This window comes from Acidovorax sp. Root402 (genome assembly GCF_001425125.1).
GTDB lineage: Bacteria > Pseudomonadota > Gammaproteobacteria > Burkholderiales > Burkholderiaceae_C > Acidovorax > Acidovorax delafieldii.
The window spans coordinates 145,693-171,394 of record NZ_LMDQ01000018.1; the positions used below are offsets into that span (position 1 = coordinate 145,693).

At 66.5% G+C, this 25,702-nt stretch carries 23 protein-coding genes and 2 pseudogenes; 11 read left to right on the forward strand and 14 right to left on the reverse strand.

Features of this window, described 5'->3' with window-relative positions; all coding sequences use genetic code 11:
- Positions 1-89 precede the first annotated feature (89 nt).
- Entirely contained in the window at positions 90-626 is a 537-nt protein-coding gene (locus ASC83_RS21105) for a DUF962 domain-containing protein (protein ID WP_056067306.1), read from the forward strand.
- Here the strand turns inward: ASC83_RS21105 and ASC83_RS21110 are convergent.
- The 5 genes from ASC83_RS21110 to ASC83_RS21130 all read right to left on the reverse strand — a co-directional run bounded on the left by ASC83_RS21110 (position 620) and on the right by ASC83_RS21130 (position 6,494).
- Entirely contained in the window at positions 620-1,828 is a 1,209-nt protein-coding gene (locus ASC83_RS21110; RefSeq protein ID WP_200938991.1) for an ABC transporter permease, read from the reverse strand. The two genes, ASC83_RS21105 and ASC83_RS21110, sit on opposite strands and share 7 nt — an antisense overlap.
- Positions 1,828-3,000, reverse strand: a complete 1,173-nt coding sequence (locus ASC83_RS21115) for an ABC transporter permease (RefSeq protein WP_056067308.1) — start codon at positions 2,998-3,000, stop codon at positions 1,828-1,830. Before ASC83_RS21115 ends, ASC83_RS21110 begins: the two co-directional genes overlap by 1 nt.
- A gap of 216 nt (positions 3,001-3,216) precedes the next feature.
- On the reverse strand, positions 3,217-4,203 hold the full coding sequence (locus ASC83_RS21120) for an HlyD family secretion protein (protein ID WP_056067310.1): 987 nt from the start codon (positions 4,201-4,203) through the stop codon (positions 3,217-3,219).
- 17 nt (positions 4,204-4,220) lie between these two features.
- Positions 4,221-5,654: a TolC family protein gene (locus tag ASC83_RS21125; RefSeq protein WP_235509435.1), complete on the reverse strand. Its 1,434-nt coding sequence runs from the start codon at positions 5,652-5,654 to the stop codon at positions 4,221-4,223.
- A gap of 18 nt (positions 5,655-5,672) precedes the next feature.
- Complete coding sequence (locus ASC83_RS21130; protein ID WP_056067312.1) at positions 5,673-6,494, reverse strand: metal-dependent hydrolase; 822 nt, start codon at positions 6,492-6,494, stop codon at positions 5,673-5,675.
- A 140-nt stretch (positions 6,495-6,634) separates the two neighbouring features.
- Between ASC83_RS21130 and ASC83_RS21135 the strand changes: the two genes are divergently transcribed.
- Entirely contained in the window at positions 6,635-7,258 is a 624-nt protein-coding gene (locus ASC83_RS21135) for a TetR/AcrR family transcriptional regulator (RefSeq protein ID WP_056067313.1), read from the forward strand.
- A 43-nt stretch (positions 7,259-7,301) separates the two neighbouring features.
- Here ASC83_RS21135 and ASC83_RS21140 read toward each other — a convergent pair whose 3' ends face one another.
- The 6 genes from ASC83_RS21140 to ASC83_RS21165 form a co-directional block, all read right to left on the reverse strand.
- Entirely contained in the window at positions 7,302-7,688 is a 387-nt protein-coding gene (locus ASC83_RS21140; RefSeq protein ID WP_056067315.1) for a VOC family protein, read from the reverse strand.
- Between the two features lie 17 nt (positions 7,689-7,705).
- On the reverse strand, positions 7,706-10,237 hold the full coding sequence (locus ASC83_RS21145) for a cation-translocating P-type ATPase (RefSeq protein WP_056067317.1): 2,532 nt from the start codon (positions 10,235-10,237) through the stop codon (positions 7,706-7,708).
- 112 nt (positions 10,238-10,349) lie between these two features.
- Positions 10,350-10,514 carry a rubredoxin gene (locus ASC83_RS21150; RefSeq protein WP_056067319.1) on the reverse strand — a complete coding sequence of 55 codons (165 nt, stop codon included), beginning with the start codon at positions 10,512-10,514 and terminating at the stop codon, positions 10,350-10,352.
- A gap of 32 nt (positions 10,515-10,546) precedes the next feature.
- Positions 10,547-11,314 (reverse strand): cytochrome b/b6 domain-containing protein, encoded by a 768-nt coding sequence (locus ASC83_RS21155; RefSeq protein ID WP_056067321.1) that lies wholly within the window; start codon positions 11,312-11,314, stop codon positions 10,547-10,549.
- Positions 11,315-11,358: 44 nt separating this feature from the next.
- Positions 11,359-11,883 (reverse strand): diheme cytochrome c, encoded by a 525-nt coding sequence (locus ASC83_RS21160; protein ID WP_056067784.1) that lies wholly within the window; start codon positions 11,881-11,883, stop codon positions 11,359-11,361.
- Positions 11,884-11,893: 10 nt separating this feature from the next.
- Entirely contained in the window at positions 11,894-12,298 is a 405-nt protein-coding gene (locus ASC83_RS21165; protein ID WP_056067786.1) for a DUF1924 domain-containing protein, read from the reverse strand.
- A gap of 115 nt (positions 12,299-12,413) precedes the next feature.
- Here ASC83_RS21165 and ASC83_RS21170 point away from each other — a divergent pair, with 115 nt between their 5' ends.
- The 3 genes from ASC83_RS21170 to ASC83_RS21180 are packed head-to-tail and all read left to right on the forward strand — an operon-like array spanning position 12,414 to position 14,956.
- Positions 12,414-12,800, forward strand: coding sequence for a PepSY domain-containing protein (locus ASC83_RS21170; RefSeq protein ID WP_056067788.1), 387 nt, complete (start codon positions 12,414-12,416; stop codon positions 12,798-12,800).
- Between the two features lie 24 nt (positions 12,801-12,824).
- Positions 12,825-13,517 carry a response regulator transcription factor gene (locus ASC83_RS21175; protein WP_056067323.1) on the forward strand — a complete coding sequence of 231 codons (693 nt, stop codon included), beginning with the start codon at positions 12,825-12,827 and terminating at the stop codon, positions 13,515-13,517.
- Positions 13,514-14,956, forward strand: coding sequence for a sensor histidine kinase (locus tag ASC83_RS21180; RefSeq protein ID WP_200938993.1), 1,443 nt, complete (start codon positions 13,514-13,516; stop codon positions 14,954-14,956). The genes ASC83_RS21175 and ASC83_RS21180 overlap by 4 nt, the downstream gene beginning before the upstream one ends.
- Before the next feature lie 212 nt (positions 14,957-15,168).
- Here ASC83_RS21180 and ASC83_RS21185 read toward each other — a convergent pair whose 3' ends face one another.
- Together ASC83_RS21185 and ASC83_RS21190 are read right to left on the reverse strand one after the other, a co-directional pair.
- Positions 15,169-17,538 carry a DUF1631 family protein gene (locus ASC83_RS21185; RefSeq protein ID WP_056067325.1) on the reverse strand — a complete coding sequence of 790 codons (2,370 nt, stop codon included), beginning with the start codon at positions 17,536-17,538 and terminating at the stop codon, positions 15,169-15,171.
- A 97-nt stretch (positions 17,539-17,635) separates the two neighbouring features.
- On the reverse strand, positions 17,636-19,717 hold the full coding sequence (locus ASC83_RS21190; RefSeq protein ID WP_056067326.1) for a sodium-translocating pyrophosphatase: 2,082 nt from the start codon (positions 19,715-19,717) through the stop codon (positions 17,636-17,638).
- 256 nt (positions 19,718-19,973) lie between these two features.
- Between ASC83_RS21190 and ppa the strand changes: the two genes are divergently transcribed.
- The 4 genes and pseudogenes from ppa to ASC83_RS24400 form a co-directional block, all read left to right on the forward strand.
- Positions 19,974-20,510, forward strand: a complete 537-nt coding sequence (gene ppa / locus ASC83_RS21195; protein WP_056067328.1) for an inorganic diphosphatase — start codon at positions 19,974-19,976, stop codon at positions 20,508-20,510.
- A 221-nt stretch (positions 20,511-20,731) separates the two neighbouring features.
- The coding region (locus ASC83_RS24390) for an MCP four helix bundle domain-containing protein (protein WP_235509436.1) at positions 20,732-21,819 on the forward strand (1,088 nt) is incomplete at its 3' end.
- Position 21,820: 1 nt separating this feature from the next.
- Positions 21,821-22,161, forward strand: a pseudogene (locus tag ASC83_RS24395) (methyl-accepting chemotaxis protein); the annotation flags it as partial.
- A gap of 1 nt (position 22,162) precedes the next feature.
- Positions 22,163-22,778, forward strand: a pseudogene (locus ASC83_RS24400) (methyl-accepting chemotaxis protein); the annotation flags it as partial.
- A gap of 193 nt (positions 22,779-22,971) precedes the next feature.
- Here the strand turns inward: ASC83_RS24400 and ASC83_RS21205 are convergent.
- Complete coding sequence (locus ASC83_RS21205; RefSeq protein WP_056067330.1) at positions 22,972-23,781, reverse strand: triacylglycerol lipase; 810 nt, start codon at positions 23,779-23,781, stop codon at positions 22,972-22,974.
- Positions 23,782-24,054: 273 nt separating this feature from the next.
- Between ASC83_RS21205 and ASC83_RS21210 the strand changes: the two genes are divergently transcribed.
- Together ASC83_RS21210 and ASC83_RS24405 are read left to right on the forward strand one after the other, a co-directional pair.
- Complete coding sequence (locus ASC83_RS21210; RefSeq protein ID WP_056067332.1) at positions 24,055-24,594, forward strand: chemotaxis protein CheW; 540 nt, start codon at positions 24,055-24,057, stop codon at positions 24,592-24,594.
- A gap of 91 nt (positions 24,595-24,685) precedes the next feature.
- Positions 24,686-25,689: MCP four helix bundle domain-containing protein (locus tag ASC83_RS24405; RefSeq protein ID WP_369817017.1), on the forward strand; the 1,004-nt coding region annotated here is incomplete at its 3' end.
- Positions 25,690-25,702 lie beyond the last annotated feature (13 nt).

The window sequence follows — 25,702 nt, forward strand, 5'->3', positions numbered from 1 at the left end:
GCGGCGGCTTTTTGTCGTCTGCACGACAGACGCTGGCGCGGCCTGAGAGCGAGTATTGATGCTGCGCAAAACACATGCTGGAGACACCCATGAAAACCCTGATCGACCACCTCTCCCAATACGCCGACTACCACCGCGACCCGCGCAACATCCACACCCATTTTGTGGGCGTTCCCATGATCATGTTCGCTGTCGTCATCCTGCTGTCGCGCCCGACCTGGATGGTGGGTGCGCTGCCGCTAAGCCCGGCGCTGCTGGCAGCGCTGGTGGCCAGTGTTTTCTACTTCCGGCTGGACATGCGTTTTGGCCTGGCCATGGCCGCGCTGCTGGCCGCCATGCTGGTGGGCGGGCAATGGGTGGCCGCACAGACCTTGGCCGTCTGGCTCGCCACGGGCATTGGCCTGTTTGCCGTGGGCTGGGTGATCCAGTTCGTGGGCCACTACTACGAAGGCCGCAAGCCCGCTTTTGTGGACGACCTGGTGGGCCTGATCGTGGGCCCGCTGTTTGTGGTGGCCGAGTGGGCGTTTGCACTGGGCCTGCGCAAGGAAGTGCAGGCGGCAGTGGAAGAGCGCAGCGGCCCGGTGCGCTTGCGTACCGGGCAACAGGCTGCTGCCCACCCTCAGTAAGCTCTGCGCTCGCGCTCCGCCGCGTTTGCTGCTTGAGCGCCAGGGCTTGACGGCCTCGCAAGGGCCAGCACGGCCCCTGCGCACACCGCACCCAGCGCCACCAGCGCACACAGGTAAGGCAGCGCGGCGGACAGCGGTGCGCCCAGCTGGTTGAGCCGCAGCGACGCCTGCACGCCCGAGGTGCTGGGCAGCAGCCAGCGCAGCCACTGCAGCGGCTCGGGCAGCGCCTCCACCGGCCACGAGAAGCCTGCGACGAACGCGATGGGCAGTGTGGTGAACAGCAGCACCTGCAGCGCGCGTTCACGGTTGCCAAACCACAGCCCCAGCAACACACCCAGCGCAGCGATGCCCGGGATGTAGCAGGCCAGCAGCGCCAGTGCGCCCAGCGGGTTGCCGCCGCGCGGGTAGTCGTGCAGCACAAAGATCCAGCCAAAGTAGAAGAGGCCGCTGGCCCAGCCCAGCGTGCACAGCGCCAGCAGGCGGCCCAGCCAGGTGGTGGCGCGGGCACGGTGCTGGCCGCTTTCCACCCAGGTGCCGGTGAGCATCGCAGCGCCCATCAGCAAGGTCTGCTGCAGGATGAGCAGCGCCACAGCAGGCACCACAAAGCTGCCGTAGCCCTCGGTGGGGTTGAACAGCGCCACCATCTGCAGTTGCACCGGCGCGCGGCTGGCGCGGGCCTGGGGGGCGCTCTGGCCGCTGGCCTGCAGCTTGCGGATCTCGACCCCGGCAGACACGGTGCCGACGGCCTCTGCGAAACCGTATTGCACGGCCTTGTTCAGCAGCGCGTAGGCGCCGTTGGCCTCGATGCTGACCACGGCGTTTTCGCCGCGCACCACGCTGCGCTTGAGCCCGGCAGGGATCACCGCGTAGCCTTCGATCTCTCCGCGCCACAGGGCCTCCTGTGCCTCGCGTTCGCTGGCGGCGACGAAACGCACTTCAATGCGGGGGTCGGCGTCGGCAAAGCGGGTGATCTGGCGCGACAGGCTGGTGTGGTCCCTATCCACCACGGCCACAGGCACGCGGGTCAGTACCTCGTCGGCATAGAACCAGGGGTAGAAAAAACCGTAGAGCACAGGCGCTCCTACCAACAGCAGCAGCACGCCCTTGTCGCGCACCACGGTGGCCAGCGCTTGCAACCAGGCGCCCAGCAGGCCCTGGTGGGGTGGCGTGGTCACCGGCATGGGTTGCATCGGTGTGTTCATCAGCGGCCTCCCCAGGTGTCTGGGCGCGTGTGCGCCACGGTCAGCGCCGTGGCGCCTACCAGCCACAGCCCTGCGGTGGCGATGGTCAGCGCCACCATCGTCGAGACGCTGGTAGCCACCGGTGCGCCCATTTGCAGCTGCTCGATCTGCAGGCGGATGTAGTGGGTGAACGGCATGGCTTCGGCCCACGCGCGTGCGCTGCCGGGCATGCCCGAAAGGGGAAACGCCACGCCGCTGAACGCAAACGCCGGTGCCGCAAAAAAGCCCGCACCCGACAGTGCGGTGCGCAGCGACCGCGTGATGCCTGCCAGCGCAGCGCCTGCGGTGATCGACACCGTCATCAGCAGCGCCAGCGCCGCAGCCACCCACCACAGGTTGCCCGGCGGGTGCCAGCCCCGGCCCCAGGTGATGCCCACCAGCGCCAGCAGGCCCACCAGCGTGAGTGTTGCCCAGGGCAGGGCGAGCTTGCCGACCAGCGCGCCTGCAGTGCGCACCCAGCCCCCTGCGCCCAGCCACTCGCCCAGCGTGCGGTCGCGCAGCTCGCGGCCCACCGTCCAGGCACCGGCCGTCATGGCCAGGATGTGCAGCAGCGCGGGGATCAGCGCTGCGCCCAGAAACTGCTCGTAGTTGCTGGACACATTGAACAGCGCCACCATCTGCGTGTGGATTGGCTCCATGCTCACGTGTACGGCCTGGGCGCTTTCGCCGCGCTTGTTGCGCGCGGCCATCTCGATACCCGCCGACAAGGTGCCCACGGCCGTGCGCACATCGCGCTGCAGCAGGCCCGAGTGGGTGGACATCTGCGCGTTGTGCAGCAGCGTGACCTGCGCTGCGCGGCCTTCCTTCACGGTGCGCGCAAAGTCGCGCGGGATGGAGACCACGGCGTACACGTCCACCGCGCGCAGCGCGCGTTCGGCCTCGGCCGCGTTGGTGAAGTGCTGGGTGATCTGCACGCCCGGTGTGGCGTCCAGCATGCGCACCAGCTGGCGCGACAGGCTGGAGTGGTCGTCATCCACCACGCCCACCGCCAGGTGGCGCGGCAGGCCGGCCGAGAAGATCCACCACAGCAGCGCCACGCCCAGCAGCGGCACCCAGGTGACCATGGCCAGGTCCCACGGATCGGCCGCCAGGCGGCGGGCTTCGCGGCGAAGGCTGTTTGCTATTGAATTCATAGCTTTATGCGCTTGTAAGATAAGCGCTGGAGGCACTTTTTTGGATCGGTTTTCCGTCGCGCTCCAGTCCCGTCGCGGAATTCGGAACAGGCGCGGCCCGGCGAGGGCAGCCGAGCAAGGGCCGCCCCGCAGCGAGGGCTGCGTCCCCCTGCCCGCAACGCATAGCGTTGCGAGAGCGGGGGGAAGCGCCGAAGGCGCTCAGGGGGGTGTCGCATTTCAGTTCACCAGCACCGTCATGCCGGGGCGTGCGCCTTCGATGGGGGCCGCCGGGCGCGCGCGCACTTCAAACGTGCGGGCGTCAAAGCCCTGGCCTGCGCGTGTGGCGCGCCAGGTGGCAAAGTCGGGCAGCGCAGCCGTGTGGTGGACCTTGAACTTCACGGTTTTGCCGCCCAGCGCGGGCAGCGTGGCGTCAAATTCGTTGCCGATGGCAAAGCGCTGCAGACGGTCTTCGCGCACATTCAGTACCACCCACTGGTCCTTCAGGTCCACCACCGTGACCACGGCCACGCCCTGCGGCGACAGCTCGCCCGTGCGGGCCAGCACCTTGGCCACTTCGCCGGCGACGGGGCTCTTGAGCTCGGTCTCGGCCTGGGCCGCCTGCACCTCCGCCACCACGCCCGCCACCTGGCGCGCCTGGGCGCTAGCGGCGGATCGGTCTTCGCTGCGGGCACCGGCGCGGGCCAGGTCGTACTGGGCCTTGGCGGCCAGCGCCTGGTCGCGCGAGGCCTTGAAGTTGGCCTCGGCCTCGTCGCGTTTTTGCGTCGCCACCAGGCCCTCGCGGGCCAGGCCGTCCACGCGCTTGAAGGACGATTCGGCCAGGTCGGCGGCGGCCACGGCGCGCTGCCAGTTCAGACGGGCCATTTCAATCTCTTGCGGGCGCGCGCCGTGCTGGGCCTTGTCGGCCACGGCCTGGGCAGCCTCTTGGGCGGCGGTGGCCTGCGCCAGCTTGGCTTTCACCTCGGGGCTGTCCATGCGGATCAGCGGGGCGCCCACGGCGATCTGGTCGCCTTCCTTCACCAGGATCTGCGCGATGCGCGCGGTGACCTTGGGGGCGATGTCGGCCTCTTGCGCTTCGATCTGGCCCTGGAACACCTCGGGTGCAGGCTGCGAGGCCTTCCACAGGCCAAAGCCCACAAAGCCTGCCACGGCCACAAAGGCCACCGTGCCGATCACGGCCGCCTTTTTGCTGTTGTTCTTGCTCATGTTCGTTCCACCTTTACTCATTCCACCCGCACCGCATCAGCGCGCGCCATGTATTTGCCAAAGTCTTCCGACAGGCCGCAGGCCTCCAGCAGATCGGCCAGCGCCTTCACGTAGTCGTGGGCGGCCTGCGCGCGTTCGGTCTGGGCCTTGGCCTGGTTGACCTGAGCGTCGATCAGGTCCAGCGTGGTGCTGGTGCCCGCCTTCAGACCCGAGATGCGCAGGCGCAGCACTTCGTCGGCCAGCTCCAGACCCGGCTGCAGCGCAAAGTAGGCGCGGCGCGCTTGCTCCAGGGCCTGCCAGCGCTTTTCCACCAGCAGGGCAATGTCGTTCTGCGCCTGCGCGCCGGTGCGCTCAGCCTGCTCGATCTGGCGGTTGGATGACTCGGCCAGCGCGTTGCGGTCGATGGAGTCCCACAGCGTCCAGCGCACGCCCACGCCGGCCACCCAGTCGGCATCGCGGCCGGTCTTGAGCTGACGCTGGCCAAACGCGAACACCTGGGGCTTGCGCAGTGCCTCCTGGGCGGCGTGCAGTTGCGTGGCTTGTTCTTTCTTGGCGGCTACCTTGTCCAAGCCTGGGTGGTGGGCCAAGGCGGTGTCGATGAAGTGGGGCAGGGGTTCGACCGGCTGGCTCAGCACAAACAGCGGGCTGGTGGGCGTCACAGGGTCGGACGCCTTGAGGGTGCGGGTCAGCGCCGTGGCGGCCAGCTCGGCATCGTCGCGGGCCTTGCGGGCATTGCGTCGGGCCTCTTCCAGTGCGGAGCGGGCCTGCAGGCGTTCGACGCGCGCGATCACACCGGCGTCCAACATCTTCTGTGCGGCAGCGTCATGTTGTTCGATGGTGGCCAGGGCCGATTCGCGCAGCAGGGCAGCGCGCTGCGCCAGCTGGGCGCCAAAGTAGCGCTGCACCAGCAAGGTGGTGGCCTCGTGGCTGGTTTTGGCAGCGTCGGCCTGGGCTTCTTGCGCCTGGGCATCCAGCAGGCCCCGGGCGGCATTGCTGGCGCCGCCCATGTAGATGGGCCAGATGGCTGAGACCGAGGCTGTGGTGTCGCTCTTGCTGCGGTTGAGCGTGTAGCTGGACGGCAGGTGGGGCAACTGGGCCAGCGAGCCCGCCAGCTGGGGTGGCAGCTGCGACAGCACGCCGGGCAGGGCGCTGTTCAGCGGGTTCAGGTCCACGTCCAGGTTGGCGTTATAGGTATAAGCGGCGCCGCTCAGGTTGACCACCGGGCCACCCAGGCGCTGCATGGCGTCGCGGCGCAGCTGGGCGCTTTCGACGGCGCTGCGCGATGCGGCCAGCTGGTCGGAGCGCTGCTGCAGCTGCTGCAGCGCTGCGTCAAATGCCAAAGGGGCGGCGTGGGCCTGCAGGGGCAGCAGGGTCAGGGTGGTAGATGCAAGCAGGCAGAGCAAAGCCGCGCCTGCCCGGCCTGTGTGCCGGGGCGTGGTGGGATGGGTCATGGTGTCAGGTCGTGGTTGTCAGCGCGCACCCACCGGGGTGTAGGCGTTGCTGTGCTCCGCCAGCCAGCGTGCCGACAAGTCGGTGCCGTGCTGGCTGGGGTGAAAGTCGGGGCGCAGGTACTCGCGCCAGGGGCGCCAGGTCTCGCGCACCAGGCCGCCCTTGCCGAACAACGTGCGTGCGGCGCTGGTCCACGTGCTCCATTTCCACAGCGAGCCATCGCGGCGCAGGTTCAGCACCGTCTGGCGCAGCACATCGCCGAGGAACACCACCGTGATGCGGCGGAACCAGGTGATGCGCCAATCGTGGTTGCCGCCCAGTGCCTGGTAAAGGTCGAAGGCCGTGTTCTTGTGCTCGGACTCTTCGGCGCAGTGCCATTGCCACATCGTGGCCAGGCGCGGCTCGGCGCCCTGCAGCACCTCGGGGTGGGCAAGCAGCCATTCGGCGAGCAGGGCGGTGAAGTGCTCGTTGGCAGCGGTCACAGCCAGCGGATGGCGTGGGTCGGCGCCCGCAAACAGCTTCATGCGCTCTTGCGCACGCGGGGCCCATTCATTGGCGAGGCCCTGCTGGTCGAGGTGGCCGTTGAACAGCGCGTGGATGCGGCGGTGTGTGGCCTCCTGCCCGATGAAGCCACGCACTTCGTCGGCAAACTGCGCTTGCTTGTCGGGGGGCAGGGCCTTGTGGCCGTCACGCACGGCATCGATAAAGAACTGCTCGCCCACCGGAAAGCTCATCGACAGCGCGTTGAACAGCGCAGAGCGAAACGCGTCGTCACCACACCAGTGGCGCGCAAACGGCGTCTCCAGGTCGATCAGCAGGCGGCGGACAACGAGTTCGGTCATGAAGAAAGCTCCCGGCGCAAGGGGGCCGCGCGGTGGTGCATGGATTTGGTACTTTGCAGTACCGGTGGATTTGTATGATGCAGATCAACTATGGTACTGTCAAGTACCTCGTCGAATTTTCTGCATTGCGATCAGTCTCCATGAGCGAAGTCACCGCCCCAATTGCTGCGCCCGTTGCACCCGCTGCGGGCACCGAACACCGCGCCCGCCTGCTGGAGGGCATGGCACGCGCCGTGGCCGCCAAGGGCTATGCCGACACTACCATTGCCGACATCGTGCGCGAAGCCAGCGTGTCGCGCCGCACCTTTTATGAAAATTTTGCCGACAAGGCCGAGTGCCTGACCGCGCTGTACGAGGCGGCCAGTGGCAACGCGATTGCGGTGCTGCGCGCTGCCATCGATCCGCACAGCGACTGGGAGGCCCAGGTGGAGCAGGCCATGGCCGCCTACTTTGGCGTGTTGGCGCGCAACCCCGTGCTGCTGCGCACCTTGTTCATCGACATCCTGGGCCTGGGCCCGACGGGCCTGGCCGCGCGCCGCCGCGCCAACCAGCAACTGGCCGACCTGATGCTGGACGTGGTGAACAACCGCCCGGGTGAGCGCAAACGCAAGACGCCCCTGCAGCCCATGATGGCCATGGCCGTGGTGGGGGGCATCAACGAGATGGTGCTGCACTCTATCGAGCAGGACCGGGCCGGGCAGCTGCAAGAGCTGGTGGAGCCCGCGGCAACTTTGTTGCGGGCGGCGATCTCGGCCGAGTTCTGATCGTTGTGTGGGAGACCGTACTGCGATCGGTGCAGCCAGCGCCTCACACCTCGTTGGCAATCTCGATCAGGTTGTCGTCCGGGTCGTAAATGTAGACCGAGCGCAGCCGGTGGCGGGCGCCCGTTGCGCCCACCGGGCCTTGCACGATGGGGACGCCTTCGGCCTGCAGGTGGGCGATGACGTCGTCGAGCGGCATCTGGGTGAGAAAGCACAGGTCGCCGGAGCCCGCCGTCGCGTGGCGCACATTGGGGTCCACCACCGTGCCCACTTCGTGCAGGTTGATCTTTTGCGCGCCGAAGTGCAGTGCGTACCGCTGGGGCTTGAACTCCCGGGCGGTCATGCCCAGCACACGCTCATAAAACGCAATGGTTTTGTCGATGCTGGCGACGGTGAGCACGACGTGGTCGATGGATTCCAGAACAATGGGCATGGTGTAGGGCGGGAGGATCAGGCGAGAGAAGTATGGCGCGCCAGTGTGGCGGGCTGCAGCCAGCGCTTGTTGGCCGTAAACACCACCGTGAGCAGCAGCCCGGCCAGCAGGGCCATGAACCAGTGCAGGGGCGACAGCGGCACAAACCTGAAAGCGTTGGCCAGCCACGGCACGGTGGTGATGGCCGTCAGCGCGGCCAGCGTGCCTCCCGCCACCCACAGGCTGACCGGGGTGAGTCCCGCCCACAGGCTGCTCCACACCGTCTGGCTGCTGCGGCTGGGCAGGATGAGCGCGGCGTTGGCGGCCACCAGCACCACAAACGCGGCCGTGCTGGCGGTGGCGGCATGTGCGGGCTGGCGCAGCAGCCAGGCATACAGGCCCACCACGGCAGCGGTCACCACGCTGCCCTGCAGCACGCTCAGCAGGATGTGGCGGGTGGACAGCAGGGGTTCGTCGGCCGCGCGCGGCGGCTGCTGCATGAGGTCGGCAGCGCCTTCTTCGGCCTCGAACACGATGGAGCAGGCCGGGTCGATGACCAGCTCCAGAAACGCGATGTGCAGCGGCGCCAGCACCAGCGGCAGTCCGAACAGCACTGGCAGCAGCGCCAGCCCAATGATGGGCACGTGCACCGCCAGCGTGTAGACCATGGCCTGGCGCAGGTTGGCAAACGTCTGCCGGCCCCGGTGAATCGCCAGCACGATGGCCGCAAAGTCGTCGTGCAGCAGCACCAGGGCAGCGGCCTCGCGGGCTACGTCGGTGCCGCGCTGGCCCATGGCGATGCCGATGTGTGCGGCCTTGAGGGCCGGGGCATCGTTCACGCCGTCACCGGTCATGGCCACCACCTCGCCCTGGGCCTTGAGGGCTTCCACCAGCGCCAGCTTCTGATGCGGCTTGATGCGCGCAAACACGCTGACCTGCCGGACCTGGTCGGCCAGCACCTGCGGCGGCATGTGGGCCAGCTCGTCGCCGGTGATCACGCGGTCGCGGGCGATGCCTGCCTGGGCGGCAATGGCGCGCGCGGTGCGGGGGTGGTCGCCGGTGATCATCACCACGCGAATGCCCGCCTGGCGGCACTGCGCAACGGCCTGGGGCACCTCGGGGCGCAGCGGGTCTGCCAGGGCCACCAGGCCCAGCCATTCAAAGTCAAAGCCGTGCTGGGCGTCGGGCCAGGTGTCTTGCGTGCCGTGCCGGGCCTTTGCCACGCCCAGCACCCGCAGGCCCCGGTCCGCCAGGCGCGCGGCCTGGGCGCTGACGGCGGCGCGCTCGGCGTCGGGCAGGTGGCAGAGGTCGGCCACGGCTTCGGGCGCGCCCTTGGTGGCTACCGTGTCGTGCGCCGAGGTGCCATCGCGCCACAGGTGGCTCATGGCCAGCAGCTGGGGCGACAGCTCGTACTCGCGCGCCAGCGACCATGTGGGATGCAGGTGCTCGGTGTCCACCAGGTGGTCCGCCGCCATGCGATGAAAGGCCTGCTCCATGGGGTCGTGCGGTTCTATCTCGCTGGCCAGCACGGCGTATTCGAGCAGTTCGTGGAAGGCATCGGGCAGCGCGCTGCCATCCGCCGCGGCTGGCAGGTGTTGCACATCCAGCTCCTTGCCCGCAATGCAGAGCGCCGCCACCGCCATGCGGTTTTGGGTGAGCGTGCCGGTCTTGTCCACGCACAGCACGGTGGTCTGGCCCAGTGTCTCGATGGCGTTGAGCCGCCGCGTGAGCACCTGCTGCGCCGCCAGCCGCCGCGCGGCCAGGGCCAGGAAGATGATCATGATCACGGGCAGTTCTTGCGGTAGCACCCCCATGGCCAGCGTGATGCCTGCCAGCACGGCCTGCAGCCAGTCGCCCCGCAGCGCCCAGAACAGGGCCACCAGCAGCGCGCACAGCGACAGGCCAATGACCATCAGCTTGCGCGTGAGCCGCGCCATTTCCTCGCGCAGCGGCGAGGCCTGCAGGGCAATGGTGTCGAGCGACTGGCCAATGCGGCCCAGTTCGGTGTGGCGTCCCACGCCGGTCACCCGCAGCAGGCCCTGGCCGCTGACCACCAGCGTGCCCGCAAACACCTTGTCGGCAGGTTGTTTGGCCACAGGCTCCGACTCGCCGGTCAGCATCGACTCGTTGGCGGCCAGCTCGTGGGCCTGCAGCAGCGTTCCGTCGGCCGGGATGCGGTCTCCCTCGGCAATCATCAGCAGGTCTTCGCGCACCACGTCGCGGCCGGCAATGTGCACCATGGTGCCGCCGCGCAACGCCAGGGCCCGGGGGCTGGAGAGGTCGCGCAGGGTGTTCAGCGCGTTGTCGGTGCGGCGCTCCTGCAGCACCGTGATCGCCATGATGATGACCACGAAGCCCAGCAGGATCATTGCCTCGTGCGCGTCGCCCATGGCGAGGTAAATGGCACCTGCACCCAGCAGGAGCAGGAACATGGGCTCGGTGACCACGTCCCAGGCCATGTCGCGCAGCGTGCGGCGCTGGCTGATGCCCAGTTCGTTGGGGCCTTCTTCACGCAGGCGTTGGGCGGCCAGTGCCGGGTCGAGGCCAGTGTGGGAGTCGGTAGTGGGCATGTGGGGCGTGACGCTGCGTTGCAAGGAGGGTTGCAGCGGTGTAACAGTTATACCGCGCGCTGGTGTCAGCCGCCCTGACGGAGCGCAGTGCGCCGCATTCCATCCGCCTTTTTCACACCTCGCACATCACAAAGTCTGCCTTGCCGACATTGCATTCGGGGCAGCGCCAGTCTTCGGGCACGTTGGCCCAGAGGGTGCCGGGCGCGATACCGTGGTCGGGCAGGCCTGCAGCCTCGTCGTAGATCCAGCCGCAGACGGCACACATGTAGATTTTCATAGGGCGGTTCCTCCGTGTTCGGTGGCTCTGCGTCAGTCGTCATCGTGGTGCCGCTGGCGTTCGGTCGATGTGCCGTTGGCAACCCAGCCGCTGGGCGACTGCTGCCACTGCCAGCCACCACAGGCCAGTGTTGCGATCAGCAGCAGGGCGGCGAGCCAGGTGCGGTTCTTCGGGACCAGGTCCGGCCCTTTGCCCTCTACCCGGCCGGTGAGCATGGGCAGTGCCTGGTTCTTGCGGCGCAGCAAGCTCAACCCTGCAATCAGCGCGATGTGGGCCAGCACCACAAACAGCAGGGCGTTGCCGAAGAACTCATGCACTTCTTCCATCGCTTCTCCCATCCAGTTGCCACCCAGCGCAGCGCCCCAGTCGTTGTACGTGGCATATCCGCTGAGGGTGAGGGGCACCACCAGCGCCAGCAGCAACACGATGGCCAGCGCCATCAGCAGGTTCTGGCCCTGGCGCCAGTTGATCTGCGTGACCGATGCGGCCTGGGGCAATGTGCGCAGCCATGCGGGCGCCCCTGTCAGCTTGCGCCACAGCAGGCCCAGGCCCGAGGTGCGCGGCCCGAAGATGCCGTACAGCAGTCGAAAGCCCAGCAGCCCCGCCATGGAGTAGCCCAGCGTGACGTGCAGCAGCCGCCAGTGTTCGCCGTCGGCCGTGGCGTAGGCCCCCGCAAAGCAAAGTGCAAACAGCCAGTGGAACATGCGCGTGGGCGCATCGGTCACCCGGCGGCTGGGAGCCTTGACAGGGGTTGACTGCGCCGTGGTGCTGGCAGGGTGGAGGGAAGGGGCGTTGTTCATCGTGTTCTCCTTGTGGGGACGCCAAAGGTTTCTGTCGGTGGCAGTCAGTCGTTCCACGCGCGGCGCGATCGGGCATCGAGCCCCGCCGGCATGCGCAGGTTGTGTTCGTCAAACTGCCCCTGGTCTGCGCCTGTGTGGCAGGCCGCACAGTTGGCAGCGCTTTTCACGCTGGCGAGCTTCCAGGTGGTGGGTTCGATCTTTCGGTGCTTGCGTTCAAACCAGGCCGAGCGGGTGATACGGTCCTCGGGTGGCTCCTCGTTCACCCGCTTGTAGGTGCCTGCGTGGGCCTGCAGCCACTGGTTGAGTTGGCGTACGGTGGCGGCGTCCAGCGATGCGTCGGTGCCGTAGTGCTTGTCCAGGCCCGTCATCACGCGGTTCCAGGATGCTGCGGGCAGCAGGCCAGGCGGGTAGGCGGTGTGGCAAGCGGCGCATTCCTGTGTGTAGGCACTGGGCACGTTGCGGGGCATGGCGCGCCCGCTGTCTGCATGGGCGCTGGAGAGTGAGAGCAGGGTCAGTGCGCACACAGCGGCGGCCAGGACCGCAGGGCGTAATTGGGCTGGTTTTTGCATGGTGTCGGTCTCAGGGCTTGAGGGCATTGAGGTAGGCCAGCACGTCGGCTTTTTCCACCGCTGTGCATTCACGGCTCACCACGTCGTTGCAGTTGCGGCGGAACCACTTGTCCACCTTGGCGGTGTCGGTGAATGCCTTGGGGTTGAAGGCCGGAGCCAGGGGCGCAATCGACTTGCCGGTGCTGGCGTGTTTGCCCTGTGCGGTGGGCGGTGTGCCGTGGCAGGATGCGCAAGACCATTCGCCACCATGGCGTGCGTTGAAGAACACCTTGCCTTTGTCGGCATTGCCTGGGCTGCCGGCCTGTGCGCTCCAGTGGGCGAGCTGCTGGGCAGCGGTGGTGTCAGCGGCGTGGCTGATGCTGGTGGCTGCAAGTGCACAGAGCGCGGCCAGAGTCAGGGTGCGAAGGGAAGTCATGCTGTGGTCCTTGTGGGTTTCATCGCTTGTGCAGCCATTGTTGAAATCCCCGCCTGAACGGCGCGTGAAAGGGCTGTTCATCGGCCGTTCAGATATCGCGCGGGACAATGCGACCATGCCTTTCTCCTTCCACTCTGCTTGTGCGGGCTGCCATGTCCGGCGCATTTGCTTGGCGGCGTGTGTGCTGTGGGCTGCCGCGCTGGCCGTGCCGTCCGCGTGGGCCAGCGGCAAGGAAGACCACGACCGCGCCCGGCAGGCCGTGCAGGCGGGCCAGGTGCTGCCACTGCCCGTCGTGCTCGATCGCCTGCAGCGCGAGGTGCCTGGCCAGGTGCTGGAAGTGGAGCTGGAGCAGGAGCGCGAGCGCTGGATCTACGAGATCAAGCTGCTGACGCCTGCCGGGCAGTTGACCAAGGTCAAGCTCGATGCGCGCACGGCGGAGGTGCTGCGTGTGCGATCCCGAGAATCGCGCGAAGATCAGCAGCGAAGCCGTGACAATCGCTGACGCCCCTCCGACCACGACACCTCCATGCGCATCCTCCTGGTAGAAGACGACACGCTGCTGCGCGCCCAGTTGCGCAATGCCCTGGACGGCGCGGGCTACACGGTGGACGAGGCAGACAACGGGCGCGACGCGCAGTTTCTGGGCGACACCGAGGCAGTGGATGCCGTGGTTCTGGACCTGGGCCTGCCCGTGGTGGACGGGCTCACGGTGCTCAAGCGGTGGCGGGCCGAGGGGCGCAACATGCCGGTGCTGATCCTCACCGCGCGCGATAACTGGCACGAAAAAGTCGCAGGCATCGATGCCGGTGCCGACGACTACCTGACCAAGCCCTTTCACCTCGAAGAACTGCTGGCGCGCCTTCGCGCACTCATCCGCCGCGCCAGCGGGCAAGCGTCGGCCGTGCTGCAGTGTGGAGACTGGTCGCTGGACACACGCAGTGGCCGCGTGACCTGTGCGGGCCAGCCGGTGACGTTGACAGCGCATGAGTACAAGGTGCTCGACTACCTCATGCACCGGCCTGGCGTGCTGGTGTCACGCGCGGAGCTGACCGAACACATCTATGCGCAGGACTTTGATCGGGACTCCAACACCATCGAGGTCTTTGTGGGGCGCTTGCGCAAGAAGATGTTGCCTCCTGCGGCTTCGTCGGCTGCCCCGGTGGATTCGGCCCGCATCGAAACCGTGCGTGGCATGGGCTACCGCCTGGTGCCGCCATGAGCGCGCAGGCTGTGCCACCTGCGCCGCCCGTGCACTGGTCCCGGTCGTTGCGGGTGCGGCTGCTGGCCGTCACGCTGGCGGGGGCGGCCGTGGCCATGGCGCTGGCTGGGCTGGTGCTGAGCGGATTGTTCCGCGAGCATGTGCAGCAGCAGTTTCAGGCTGCGCTGCAGCTGCAGCTGGACCAGATCACGGCGCGGCTGGAGTTTGACGCCCAGGGGCAGCCGGTGATTGCTGCCGAGGCCCTGTCCGACCCGCGCTGGCTCAAGCCCTACTCCGGCCTGTATTGGCAGGTGGACGCCATGGCGCCCGACGGGCGGGAGCGGGCAGGGGTGTTGCGCTCGCGCTCGTTGTGGGACACCAGCCTGGCGCTACAGGTGGATGCGTTGGCCGATGGCACCGTGCATGTGCACGAGATGACAGGCCCGCAGGGCGCGCCTTTGCTGGTGCTGGAGCGCACGGTGCGCGCCGAGGGCGTGCATGCAGCGCGCTGGCGCTTGATTGTGGCCGCCGACCTGCAGGCCACGCAGGCAGCCACGGCCCGGTTCACTGGCGTGCTGGCGCTGTCGCTGGCGGTGTTGCTATTGCTGCTGGTCGCCGCCGCCTGGGCGCAGGTGGCGGTGGGGCTCAAGCCCCTGCAGGCGCTACAGCGCGCGGTGCAGGATGTGCAAGAAGCGCGGGCTTCGCAATTGCAAGGCAGCTTCCCTGCGGAAGTGCAGCCGCTGGTCGACGACTTTAATGCCGTGCTGCGCAGGCATGGCGAGGTGGTGGAGCGGGCACGCACCCAGGCGGGCAACTTGGCCCATGCGCTCAAGACGCCCCTCACGGTGCTGGAGAACGCGGCCCGCACACAACCGCCCACTGATGGCCCGGAGCTGGCGGCGCTGGTGCGAGAGCAGGTGGTGGTGGCCCGCAGGCACATCGACTGGCACCTGGCGCGGTCGCGGGTGGCGGCATCTGCGCGCTTGCCCGGGCAGCGCACGCCGCTGCAGCCGGTGGTGGATGGGCTGGTGCGCGTGATGAACAAGGTGCATGCGGACCGGTTGCTCGATATCAGTGTCGAGTCTTCAGCGGTGCCGCTTTTCTTTGCGGGCGAGGCGCAGGACCTGCAGGAAATGCTGGGCAACCTGCTGGACAACGCCTGCAAGTGGGCGCAGGCTGCGGTGCGGCTGCAGATGCAACTGCTGCCCGCCGGATCGGGCGCTGCGCAGCCCCAACTGGTGGTTGCGGTGGAAGACGACGGCCCCGGCATTGACGCCGCGCAACGTGATCAGGCGCTGGAACGCGGCGTGCGCCTGGATGAAACCGTGCCCGGCACGGGACTGGGCCTGGCCATCGTGCAGGACCTGGCAGCTTTGTACGGGGGGCGGCTGGATCTGGAGCCCGCAGGCCTTGGCGGCTTGCGGGCGACGCTCACCCTTCCTGCCACGAGCGCTCACTGAGCCGCAGTGGCGGTGGCTGTTCGACACGCCAAAAAGTTCCCGCTGGGCGGGGCGCCTAGAGAAAAACCGCCAAAGCGGAAAACCATTAAAAAAGCCCGCCAAAGCGGGCTAAGGCCCTGACAAATTCCCCTGAATTCTGCAAAGCCTTGGAGTGATGGAGACAGGGTATCACCGTCTGCCGTGTTTGACCACTTTTGTTGTGCAAGCGGCCTTCAGTGCCTGCTTTCCACGCTGTTTTGCATGGCTGTCTGAGCAACGGCGTCCAGGGCGTTGTCCACCACGGTGTGCTCGGCCAGCACCTGCATCGCTCCCTGTTGCAGCAGCCGGTCTAGCAGCCGCAGGGTCATCGACTGGGTGCGACCAGCGGCGCTGGTAAAGAGGAACAGGTTGCCGTGCGAGCCGATCCAGGACAGCTGTGTGCGCTCCCACTGGCCCGCCACCTGCAGGTTGACCCAGGTGCCCACCGTGATGGTGGCGGCGGGCAGCGGCAGGGGCGCAGCGCTGCTGGGGGCAGCCTCGGGGGCCGTGTCTGCGCCCTCGCTCTCGGGCGATTGCGAGATATCGATGTAGCCGGACTCCCTCGCTTCGGAGGGCGCAACCCAGGGGTCGTCGTCATCAAGGGGCGCCGGTTGTTGCGGCTCTGCCGTGGGCGTTGCAAAAGTCGCTGCGGCTGCAGGGGCTGGCGCAGCTACCCGGGGCCCGGGTTTGAAGGCCTGCCGGTGCAGTTGCATCAGCAGCTCAAAAACAGCCTCCGTGCGGTCTGTTGGGTAGTCGATGGACGCCAGACCTTCGCGCAATTTGGCCAGCAGCTTGGGCAGCAGGCGAGCCAGCTGGCCCGTGTTGGCGCGCGTCAGTTCGGGTTGTACGCTCCAGATCAGCGCGTCCACCAGTTCCTGGTAGCGGCCCGGGTCGGTCGTGCCTGATTTGTCCGAAAGACGCGCCTCCGCCATGACCTGGGCCCAAGCGCCCAGCAAAAAGCGCGAGATGGCGTCCGGCACCTTGCCGATGTCGGGCAGCAGCCAGATCTCGCGCGATATCTGTGCGGCCAGCAGATGGCGCTGCTCTGCATGCTGCAGGGCCTCGATGGCGCGCAAACGCTCCTGCTTGAGCGCCTGGTCCTTCTCGGCCCATTTGGCGTGCAGTTGCTGCAGCACTTGTTCAAAGTCATCAGCGCTGTCGATGGTGGCGGTGGCCAGCGGGCCTGCGATGTGCATGAGCGAGCGCATGAAGCTCTGAAAACCAGGGGCTTCGGGGCTGTTGAAGGCCTGGCTGCGGTCGGTGATGTCCTGCAGCAGGCGGCGCGCGGCATGCTCCTTGTGGCTGAAAAAGCGGGGGTCGGCCAATGCCAGCTGCATCAGCGCAGGCTCCAGCGCGCGGATGAACTGTTGCACAGGCCACAGCAGCCGGGTGTCGCGCGCGATGTTGTCCACCATCAGCGCCACCACCTCCATGCTCAAGGCCTGGCCCAGGCCCTGCGCCTGCGCCCGCTGCGCGGCAGCGGGGCTGCCGTCTGCATCGTTGCCGGCTGGCGCGCGTGGCGTACCCAGGCGCTCCATCATCTGGCCGACCTGGTTCATCTCTTGCAGCGCCTCAAACGCTGCGGGCACCGTCATCGCGAAATCCGTGGCCGGTGGGTCGATCTGCGGCAAGCCTTGTGACGGGTGTTCAAACTCCCGGTCAAACCGGGCTGCGAAAGATTCCTGGGGGTTGTCGCCGCTGGCGTGCATGTCCGCAGGGGCGGGTGCGTCATTGAACTCGCCCAGCAGCAGGCGGCGCAGGCGGTCCAGCGTCAGCAATGGGTCGCCCGTGCTGGTGGACGACACGTACAAGTCGTTGTCGGCTGCAAAACCGGGGGACGCCCCGGCGTCGGCCGGCGCCACATAGACCACTTCGCCCGTGGCCTGCCGCATGGCGTAGCCCACAGGCTTCACACCACTTTGCTTGAGCTGGTCGATTTGCGCGAGGTACAGGCTGCGCAGCTCGGCGCCCAATGCCTGTGCCATCAGCCCCACCCAGTCGTGGCGCACCTGGGGTGTGACCTGCATTTGCGACACCACGGACTGCAGAGCCTGCAAGAACACGTCGGGGCGCAGCGGGTTGTGCTCCGGCTGCACCCGGGACAGCCCCTGGGCCGCGCACACCAACGCGTCCAGGTCAGCCAGCGGACCTTCCACTGCAGCGATCAGTACCTGACGGGCACGTGCGCGCTCCACGCTGTCGTTGATCTGCGCCTCGTCCATCAGTTCGAGGTCGTCAAAGTGCACGGTGAACAGGGACCGCGTGGGCTTGTCGTCGCCCTGTGCCGTGTCCTGGTCCAGCGCCTTGCGCAGTGCGTCGGGGTAGCGATCTGCCATCACCGATGCCAGCCGCACCAGTTGCTGCCGTGCCTCCTGCATCGCATGGTGCTCGCCGGGGGTGCGGGCACTGTCCAGGCGCGCTTGCAGGGAAACGCGCGTGGCCTCAATGACGCGCTCCACCACAGGCCGGGCCTGGGCCAGCGCGATCTGGACGATGCGCTGCTGGGGCGCAGCGGGGCTGTCGGTCGGGGCCGGGGCGGGCAGGGTGGTGTGTGTCAAGGCCATCTTCAGTGGAACGCGATACCAGTGGCTGCTGCAGTGGATGCGATGTTACGCGTCAAAAAGGGGCCAGAGGCCCCTTTTTGACGATGGTGGGACGGTTTTACCCGCCGTGGAACTTGACCACCAGCGGCACGATGAGCAGTGCCACGATGTTGATGATCTTGATCAGCGGGTTGATGGCCGGGCCGGCCGTGTCCTTGTAGGGGTCGCCCACGGTGTCACCGGTCACGGCGGCCTTGTGCGCCTCGCTGCCCTTGCCGCCGTGGTGGCCGTCTTCGATGTACTTCTTGGCGTTGTCCCACGCGCCACCGCCCGTGCACATGCTGATTGCGACAAACAGACCTGTGACGATGGTGCCCATGAGCAAGCCGCCCAGCGCCTTGGGCCCCAGCAGCAGGCCCACCACAATGGGAACCACCACCGGCAGCAGGCTGGGGATCACCATTTCCTTGATGGCGGCGGTGGTCAGCATGTCCACGGCCTTGCCGTATTCGGGCTTGCCCGTGCCGTCCATGATGCCCTTGATGGTGCTGAACTGGCGGCGCACCTCCACCACCACAGCGCCTGCGGCCCGGCCTACAGCCTCCATGGCCATGGCGCCGAACAGGTAGGGAATCAGCCCGCCGATGAACAGGCCCACAATGACCAGCGGGTCCGACAGATCAAAGGTGATGGCCTTGCCATAGCTCTCCAGCTTGTGGGTGTAGTCGGCAAACAGCACCAGTGCAGCCAGGCCGGCAGAGCCGATGGCGTAGCCCTTGGTCACAGCCTTGGTGGTGTTGCCCACGGCGTCCAGCGGGTCGGTGATGTCGCGCACACTGCTGGGCAGCTCGGCCATTTCGGCAATGCCACCCGCGTTGTCGGTGATGGGACCATACGCATCCAGCGCCACCACAATGCCCGCCATGCTCAGCATCGATGTGGCTGCCACCGCAATGCCGTACAGGCCAGCCAGGCCGTAGGACACGATGATGGCCGTGCACACAAACACCACCGGCCAGGCCGTGGAACGCATCGAAACGCCCAGGCCCGCAATGATGTTGGTGCCGTGGCCGGTGGTGGACGCCTGGGCAATGTGCTGCACGGGCGAGTACTGCGTGCCGGTGTAGAACTCGGTGATCCAGACCAGCGCGGCCGTCAATACGAGGCCGGTGGCGCAGGCGCCAAACAGCCGCAGCTGGGTGCCCGTGGCCGTGACCGCGTTGTCCGGCATGATCCACAGCGTGACGAAGTAGAAAGCGATGAGCGACAGCACGCCCGCGATCGCCAGACCCTTGTACAGCGCGGGCATCACGTTCTTCATGCCGGGCGTTGCCTTGACGAAGAAGCAGCCAATGATGGATGCGACGATGGACACCGCCCCCAGCGCAAGCGGGTACACCACCGCATTGACCTGGGCCGTGGCCACCATCAGGGCGCCCAGCACCATGGTGGCGATCAGTGTCACCGCGTAGGTCTCGAACAGGTCGGCCGCCATGCCGGCGCAGTCGCCCACGTTGTCGCCCACGTTGTCGGCGATCACGGCCGGGTTGCGCGGGTCATCCTCGGGGATGCCTGCCTCCACCTTGCCCACCAGGTCGGCGCCCACGTCCGCGCCCTTGGTGAAGATGCCACCGCCCAGGCGCGCAAAGATCGAGATCAGCGACGAGCCGAACGCAAAGCCGATCAGCGGGTTGAGCAGCGTGGCCAGATGGGTGGTGGGCGTGTGGTTGCCGTTGCCCGCCAGGAACCAGTAAAAGCCCGTGACACCCAGCAGACCCAGCCCCACCACCAGCATGCCGGTGATGGCACCGCCACGAAACGCGACATCGAGCGCCGGGCCAATGCCTTGAGTGGCCGCCTGCGCGGTGCGCACATTGGCGCGCACCGAGACATTCATGCCGATGAAGCCGCAGGCGCCCGAGAGCACGGCGCCCACCACAAAGCCGACCGCCGTGGTGCCGTCCAGAAACACGCCGATGAGCACCGCCAGCACCACGCCCACGATGGCAATGGTCTTGTACTGGCGGGCCAGGTAGGCGGCGGCACCGGCCTGGATGGCGGCGGCAATCTCCTGCATGCGGGCGTTGCCCGGGTCTTTGGAAAGGATCCAGCCCCGGGCCCAGATGCCGTAGGCCACCGCAATGAGCCCGCAAACGAGGGCGAGGATGAGAGGGGATGTCAGTGCTGAACTTGCAGCCATTCAATTCTCCTTGATGTGTCGCACGGAGGGGGACCAACGCATCGGTGGCTTCCCCGCTGCGTTGCTTCCTCGTGCTACCCATGCGTTTCGCGCAGGAGCCGATTGGCCAACAGGCCCAATTTACAGGCAAACGCCGGTTTGCAAGCGGGCAGAAAGGGGCGTGCGCCTAAAATCAGGGTTAATCCCGACGCTTCGTTGCGCTGCATCAGTGCCGAAGGCCTCGCGGGTTATCGTCAACAAACCACTATCCAAAGACATGTCCCTCAACAACGTCCCCCCAGGCAAGAACGTTCCTGACAGCTTCAACGTCGTCATCGAGATTCCGATGAACGCCGATCCGATCAAGTACGAAGTGGACAAGGAATCGGGCGCCATTTTTGTGGACCGTTTCATGACCACCGCCATGCACTACCCCACCAACTACGGGTATGTGCCGCAGACGCTGTCGGGTGATGGCGACCCGGTCGATGTGCTGGTGATCACGCCTTATCCGCTGTTCCCCGGCGTGGTCGTGCCCTGCCGCCCCCTGGGCATCTTGATGATGGAAGACGAGGCCGGTGTGGATGGCAAGGTGATTGCTGTGCCCACGTCCAAGATCCTGCCCATGTATGACCACTGGAAGACCATCGACGATGTGAACGCCATGCGCCGCAACGCCATCGCCCACTTCTTTGAGCACTACAAGGACCTGGAAAAGGGCAAGTGGGTCAAGGTGCTGGGCTGGGAAGGCATCGACGCCGCGAAGAAGGAAATCACCGACGGCATCGACAGCTACAAGAAGTCGCAGGCCTGATAGCCCTTTGGGCGATTTCTGCCCGTAGCGCTAGTGCAATATGCACTGGATGCTATCAAAATAAAAGCACGCCATCCACCTCGGGTGGCGTGTTTTTTTGTGGGTGGCACTCTGCCAGGGTAGGGAAAAGCCGCGCCATGTGCGGCTGGGCGCGCTGATAGACTGCATTTTGTTACATGGCTACGGCTGTCTCGGCGTTTCGAGGTACTTTGAGGTGATTCATGAAAATTTCTGATCTGCGCATTGGCGTCAAGCTGGCGGCGGGTTTCCTTGCGGTGGTGTTGCTGACCGCCTTGCTCGGCGCCATTGCGCTGGTGCAAATGTCCCGCATCCACGCCAACGCTGAGGAGATCGCCACCAATCTGCTGCCCAGCGTCACGCAAACGGGCGAGCTGCGCGTGCTGCTCAACCGCATGCGCCGCGCAGAGGCGGGCATGGTCACGGCGCGCAGCGCGGCCGAGGTCAAGGCGTTTGCCGAGCAGGTGGCGCAGCGCCACAAGGACCTGACCCGTGTGGAGGCGATCTACGAGCCGCTCATCGACATGCCCAAGGAGCGCGAGGTTTTCCAGGCCTACAAGGCGCGCAAGGCGGCCTATGTGGCGTTGCAGGACAAGCTGGCGGACATTGCCAAGGGCGTGGACTTCAGCACTGCCGAGACCATGGAACTCACGGCAGATGCGTTGAGCATGCTGTATGCGGGCGAATCGGAGTCAGCCTTTGTGGCCACCGCCGAGACCCTGGGCGAGCTGCAAAAGATCAATGCGGACGCTGCATTGAAGGCCAATGAGGAAGCGATGACAGTGTTCAATGCGGCACGCATCTGGGTGCTGGGCACCCTCGCGCTGTGCGTGGCGTTGGCGGCCGTACTGGGTGTGGCCATCACCCGCGCCGTTACGCGCCCCGCCCATCACGCCGTATTGGCCGCCCGCGCGATTGCCGATGGCGACCTGGCGACCGAGGTGCCCCCCGGCGGCAAGGATGAAATGGGCCAGCTGCTGAATGCGCTGGGCGACATGCGGGCCAACCTGGCGCGTGTGGTGTCGGGCGTGCGCAGCAACGCCGAAGGCGTAGCGTCAGCGAGCGCACAGATCGCCTCAGGCAACAACGACCTGAGCGCGCGCACGGAACAGCAGGCCTCGGCGCTGGAAGAGACGGCTGCCTCGATGGAAGAGCTGGGCTCCACCGTGCGCCAGAACGCCGACAACGCGCGCGCCGCCAACCAGCTGGCCGTGAGCGCCAGCACCGTGGCCGTGCAAGGCGGAGACGTGGTGGCCGAAGTGGTCGAGACCATGAAAGGCATCAACGCCAGNGCCGCCAACCAGCTGGCCGTGAGCGCCAGCACCGTGGCCGTGCAAGGCGGAGACGTGGTGGCCGAAGTGGTCGAGACCATGAAAGGCATCAACGCCAGCAGCAACAAGATTGCAGACATCATCAGCGTCATCGACGGCATCGCCTTCCAGACCAACATCCTGGCGCTCAATGCCGCAGTGGAAGCCGCCCGCGCCGGCGAACAAGGCCGAGGCTTTGCCGTGGTGGCCGGAGAAGTACGCAACCTGGCAGGACGCAGCGCAGAAGCCGCCAAGGAAATCAAAGCCCTCATCACCGCCAGCGTGGAACGCGTGGAACAAGGCACCGCCCTGGTCGACAAGGCNCCTGGCAGGACGCAGCGCAGAAGCCGCCAAGGAAATCAAAGCCCTCATCACCGCCAGCGTGGAACGCGTGGAACAAGGCACCGCCCTGGTCGACAAGGCCGGAGCCACCATGACCGAAGTCGTCAGCGCCATCCGGCGAGTGACCGACATCATGGGAGAGATCAGCGCCGCCAGCAGCGAACAAAGCGCAGGTGTTGGCCAAGTGGGAGAAGCCGTCACCCAGATGGACCAGGCCACCCAGCAAAACGCCGCCCTGGTGGAAGAAATGGCCGCTGCTGCCAGCGCACTGAACGCCCAGGCCGGAGAACTGGTCAACGCCGTGGCCGTGTTCAAGCTCGACGCCAGCAGCACGAACAGCAGCTACAGCCAGAGCCGCCAGACGGCAGCCCCCGCCCGCACCCCCATTGCAGCGCCCAGCTACAAAGCCCCGGTCCGCAGCAGCCTGGGCAGCAGCGCCAAGAGCAGCAGCAGCAAACCCGCCAGCCTGGCAGCGCCCAAGACCGGCAGCGCAGCGCCAGCGGCCCCTGCAGCCAGCGCCGCAGCCCCCAAACCGGCAGCGCCCATCCCGGCACCGGCCAAGGCAGGGGGCAACGACGACGACTGGGAGAGCTTCTGACTAGGGCTGCGCAGGCCCCTGAGTGAAGAAATCGGGTCAAAACGGCTGTAAGCGCAGGTGGAACATGCGCTGACAGCTATCAAAACAGAAGTAAAAAAGTACGCAGAGGGGACACCTTCTGCGTGCTTTTTTACGTGGCACTTAGGAATGCGCCGTCCCTTCGGGTACGGCAGGGGACTTTTCCGTACTGCTCTCAGCGGTGCGGGTTCGGATACACCAGATGCAGCCCTGGCAACCGCGGGCGCTGGAACGGCTGCCACACCACGCCTGGCCCGTGCGGCTGGCCCAAACGGTCGGCCACGGCCCACCAGGCACTGGGGTTCAGGCCGATGCCAAAGTGGCTGGCCACCACCTCGATGTTCTCGGTGTGGGGGTTGTGGTCGGCGGGCGCCTGGATGCTGCCGCGCCATGCCACCACGCCATCGGTGCGGGAGTAGATGCTGGTGGTGGGCACCGGGGGTGCTTCGGGCAGGTTGTAGTTCTCAGTTTCGCGCTCGATGCTGCGGCCGCTGGCGAACTGGTAAATGCGCCAGGCGTTGGTGGAGGTGTGGGGCCCGGCAAACGGGGTGCCCAGGGTCACCACGCAACGCACCAGGTCCGGCATTTCCTTGGCCAGCTCGCGGGCGTAGATGCCGCCCAGGCTCCAGCCCACCAGGCTCACCTTGTTGCCGCTGGCATCCACCGCTTGCTGCAGCTGGGCCTTGGCGTTCTCCAGTACGCCATCGCGCGGCCCCAGGTTCAGGCCCTGGCCCCAGCCTAGGGTGTTGTAGTTGCGCGATTCGAGATAGCGGCGCAGGGGCAGGGTGGTGGCGTCGCCAGCTGTCAGGCCCGGAAACACGATGACCGTGTGGCCATCGCCCAGTGGAGCGCGCTGCAGAACGGGCCATGCGGGCAGCACGGCGCCAAATTCCCAGGGGGCCCGCAGCTCCAGCGCCAGCAAGGGGAGGCTGGGCGGTGGCATGTGGTCAGGGGCAGCGGATTTGCGGTCGGAGAAGAGAGGCATCAAGTCGTCGTTCCAAAACGGGCGCCTGCCGGGCAAGGCAGGCGGGTCGTGCGACGGTAGCAGTTTTTGCGCACCAAGGCGGGGCGCGAAATGGAGCAAGCTCTCCAATTGCCCCCGCCCGGACTGGGGGAGTCCCCTTCGGATTGCGGGGGGATTGCCCGCGAATGTCACATTTTGCAACCGTGCGCTGCTATGCTTTGGATAGCTTTTGCGTTCGTCGCGTTCTGGCGCTGTTCGCAACCCTCCCGTTCCAACCGCCTGAAAGCCCGCGCCATGACCGCTATTGCCGACGCCGCTGCGCCTGCCGCCACCCACTCTGCGCACCGCGCGCTGGCCCCAAGCCCCACCGCAGCCCCTCGTGAATTCCTGACCTTCCGCCTGGGTGCGGAGGAGTACGGCATTGACATCCTGCGCGTGCAGGAGATCCGCTCATACGAGAGACCCACGCGCCTGGCGCAATCGCCCGACTTCATCAAGGGCGTGATCGATCTGCGCGGCCGCATCGTGCCCATCCTGGATCTGCGGGTGAAGCTGCAATGCCCTGAAGCCAGCTACACGGACTTCACCGTGGTGATCATTCTGGACATCGGCTCTACCGTGATTGGCGCGGTGGTGGATGCGGTGGCCGATGTGGTCTCGCTCACTCCCGACCTCATCAAGCCCACGCCCCAGTTCGAGCGGCAGGGCCATGTAGACCCGGCCTTTGTCACTGGCATTGCCAGCCTGGGCGAGCGCATGCTGATCGTGATGGACATCGAGGCGCTGCTCAGCAGTGACGAAATTGGGCTGGTGAGATCGGCCGTGCACAGGTAATGTGCCACCCAACTGCAAAAGATCAACACAGAGGAGAAAAAGGATGAATCAGCTCAAGATTTCAACCCGGCTGGCTGTGGCATTTGCCGTCATGGTGCTTCTGTTGGTCGCTTTGGGTGCTGTGGGCCTGGTGCGGTCAGCCAACCAGCGCGCGGAGCTCAAGGACGTGATCGATGTCCGGATACCCATCGTCAAAACCCTGGGTGCCCTCAACGACGGCGTGAACGAGCAGGCGATTCAGCTGCGCAATCTGGCGATCTTCACCTCGGATGCGATCGTGAAATCGGCGACAAACCAGATTTCCGCTTCTGCAGCGGATGTCGATGCGCAATACAAAACCCTGACTGCATTGGTCACCTCTGAAAAGGGCAAGGAACTGATGGCGCGCATGCAGCAGCGGCGCGGTGATTTCTTGAAGCTGAGAGATCAATACCTCACGACGCTCCAGCAAGGGCAGCGCGACGAAGCCCTGAAGCTGCTGGAAGAGCAACTGCGCCCTGCGCAGCGGGCCTACATGGCCGCCATAGACGAACAGTTTGAATTTCAATCGCAGAGAACTGTGGACGCCGGCGCGCGCGCCGAAGCTGCCGCCGTGTCGCTGCAGCGCGATGTGCTCATCGCGGGTGCACTGGCCATCGCCATCGCTATCTTTCTGGCCATCACCATCATTCGCTCCATCACCCGCCCCCTGGCGCAGGCGGTGGAGGCGGCCGACCGCGTGGCCAGTGGCGACCTGAGCGGCCAGATCGTCGTGCAGTCCAAGGACGAAACCGGCCACCTGCTCAGCGCCCTGCAGCGCATGCAGCAAAGCCTGGTCAACACCGTCAGCTCGGTGCGCCAGAACGCCGAAGGCGTAGCGTCAGCCAGCGCACAGATCGCCTCAGGCAACAACGACCTGAGCGCACGCACGGAGCAGCAAGCCAGTGCCCTGGAAGAAACAGCCGCCTCGATGGAAGAGCTGGGCTCGACCGTGCGCCAGAACGCCGACAACGCGCGAGCCGCCAACCAGCTGGCCGTGAGCGCCAGCACCGTGGCCGTGCAAGGCGGAGACGTGGTGGCCGAAGTGGTCGAGACCATGAAAGGCATCAACGCCAGNCGCCGCCAACCA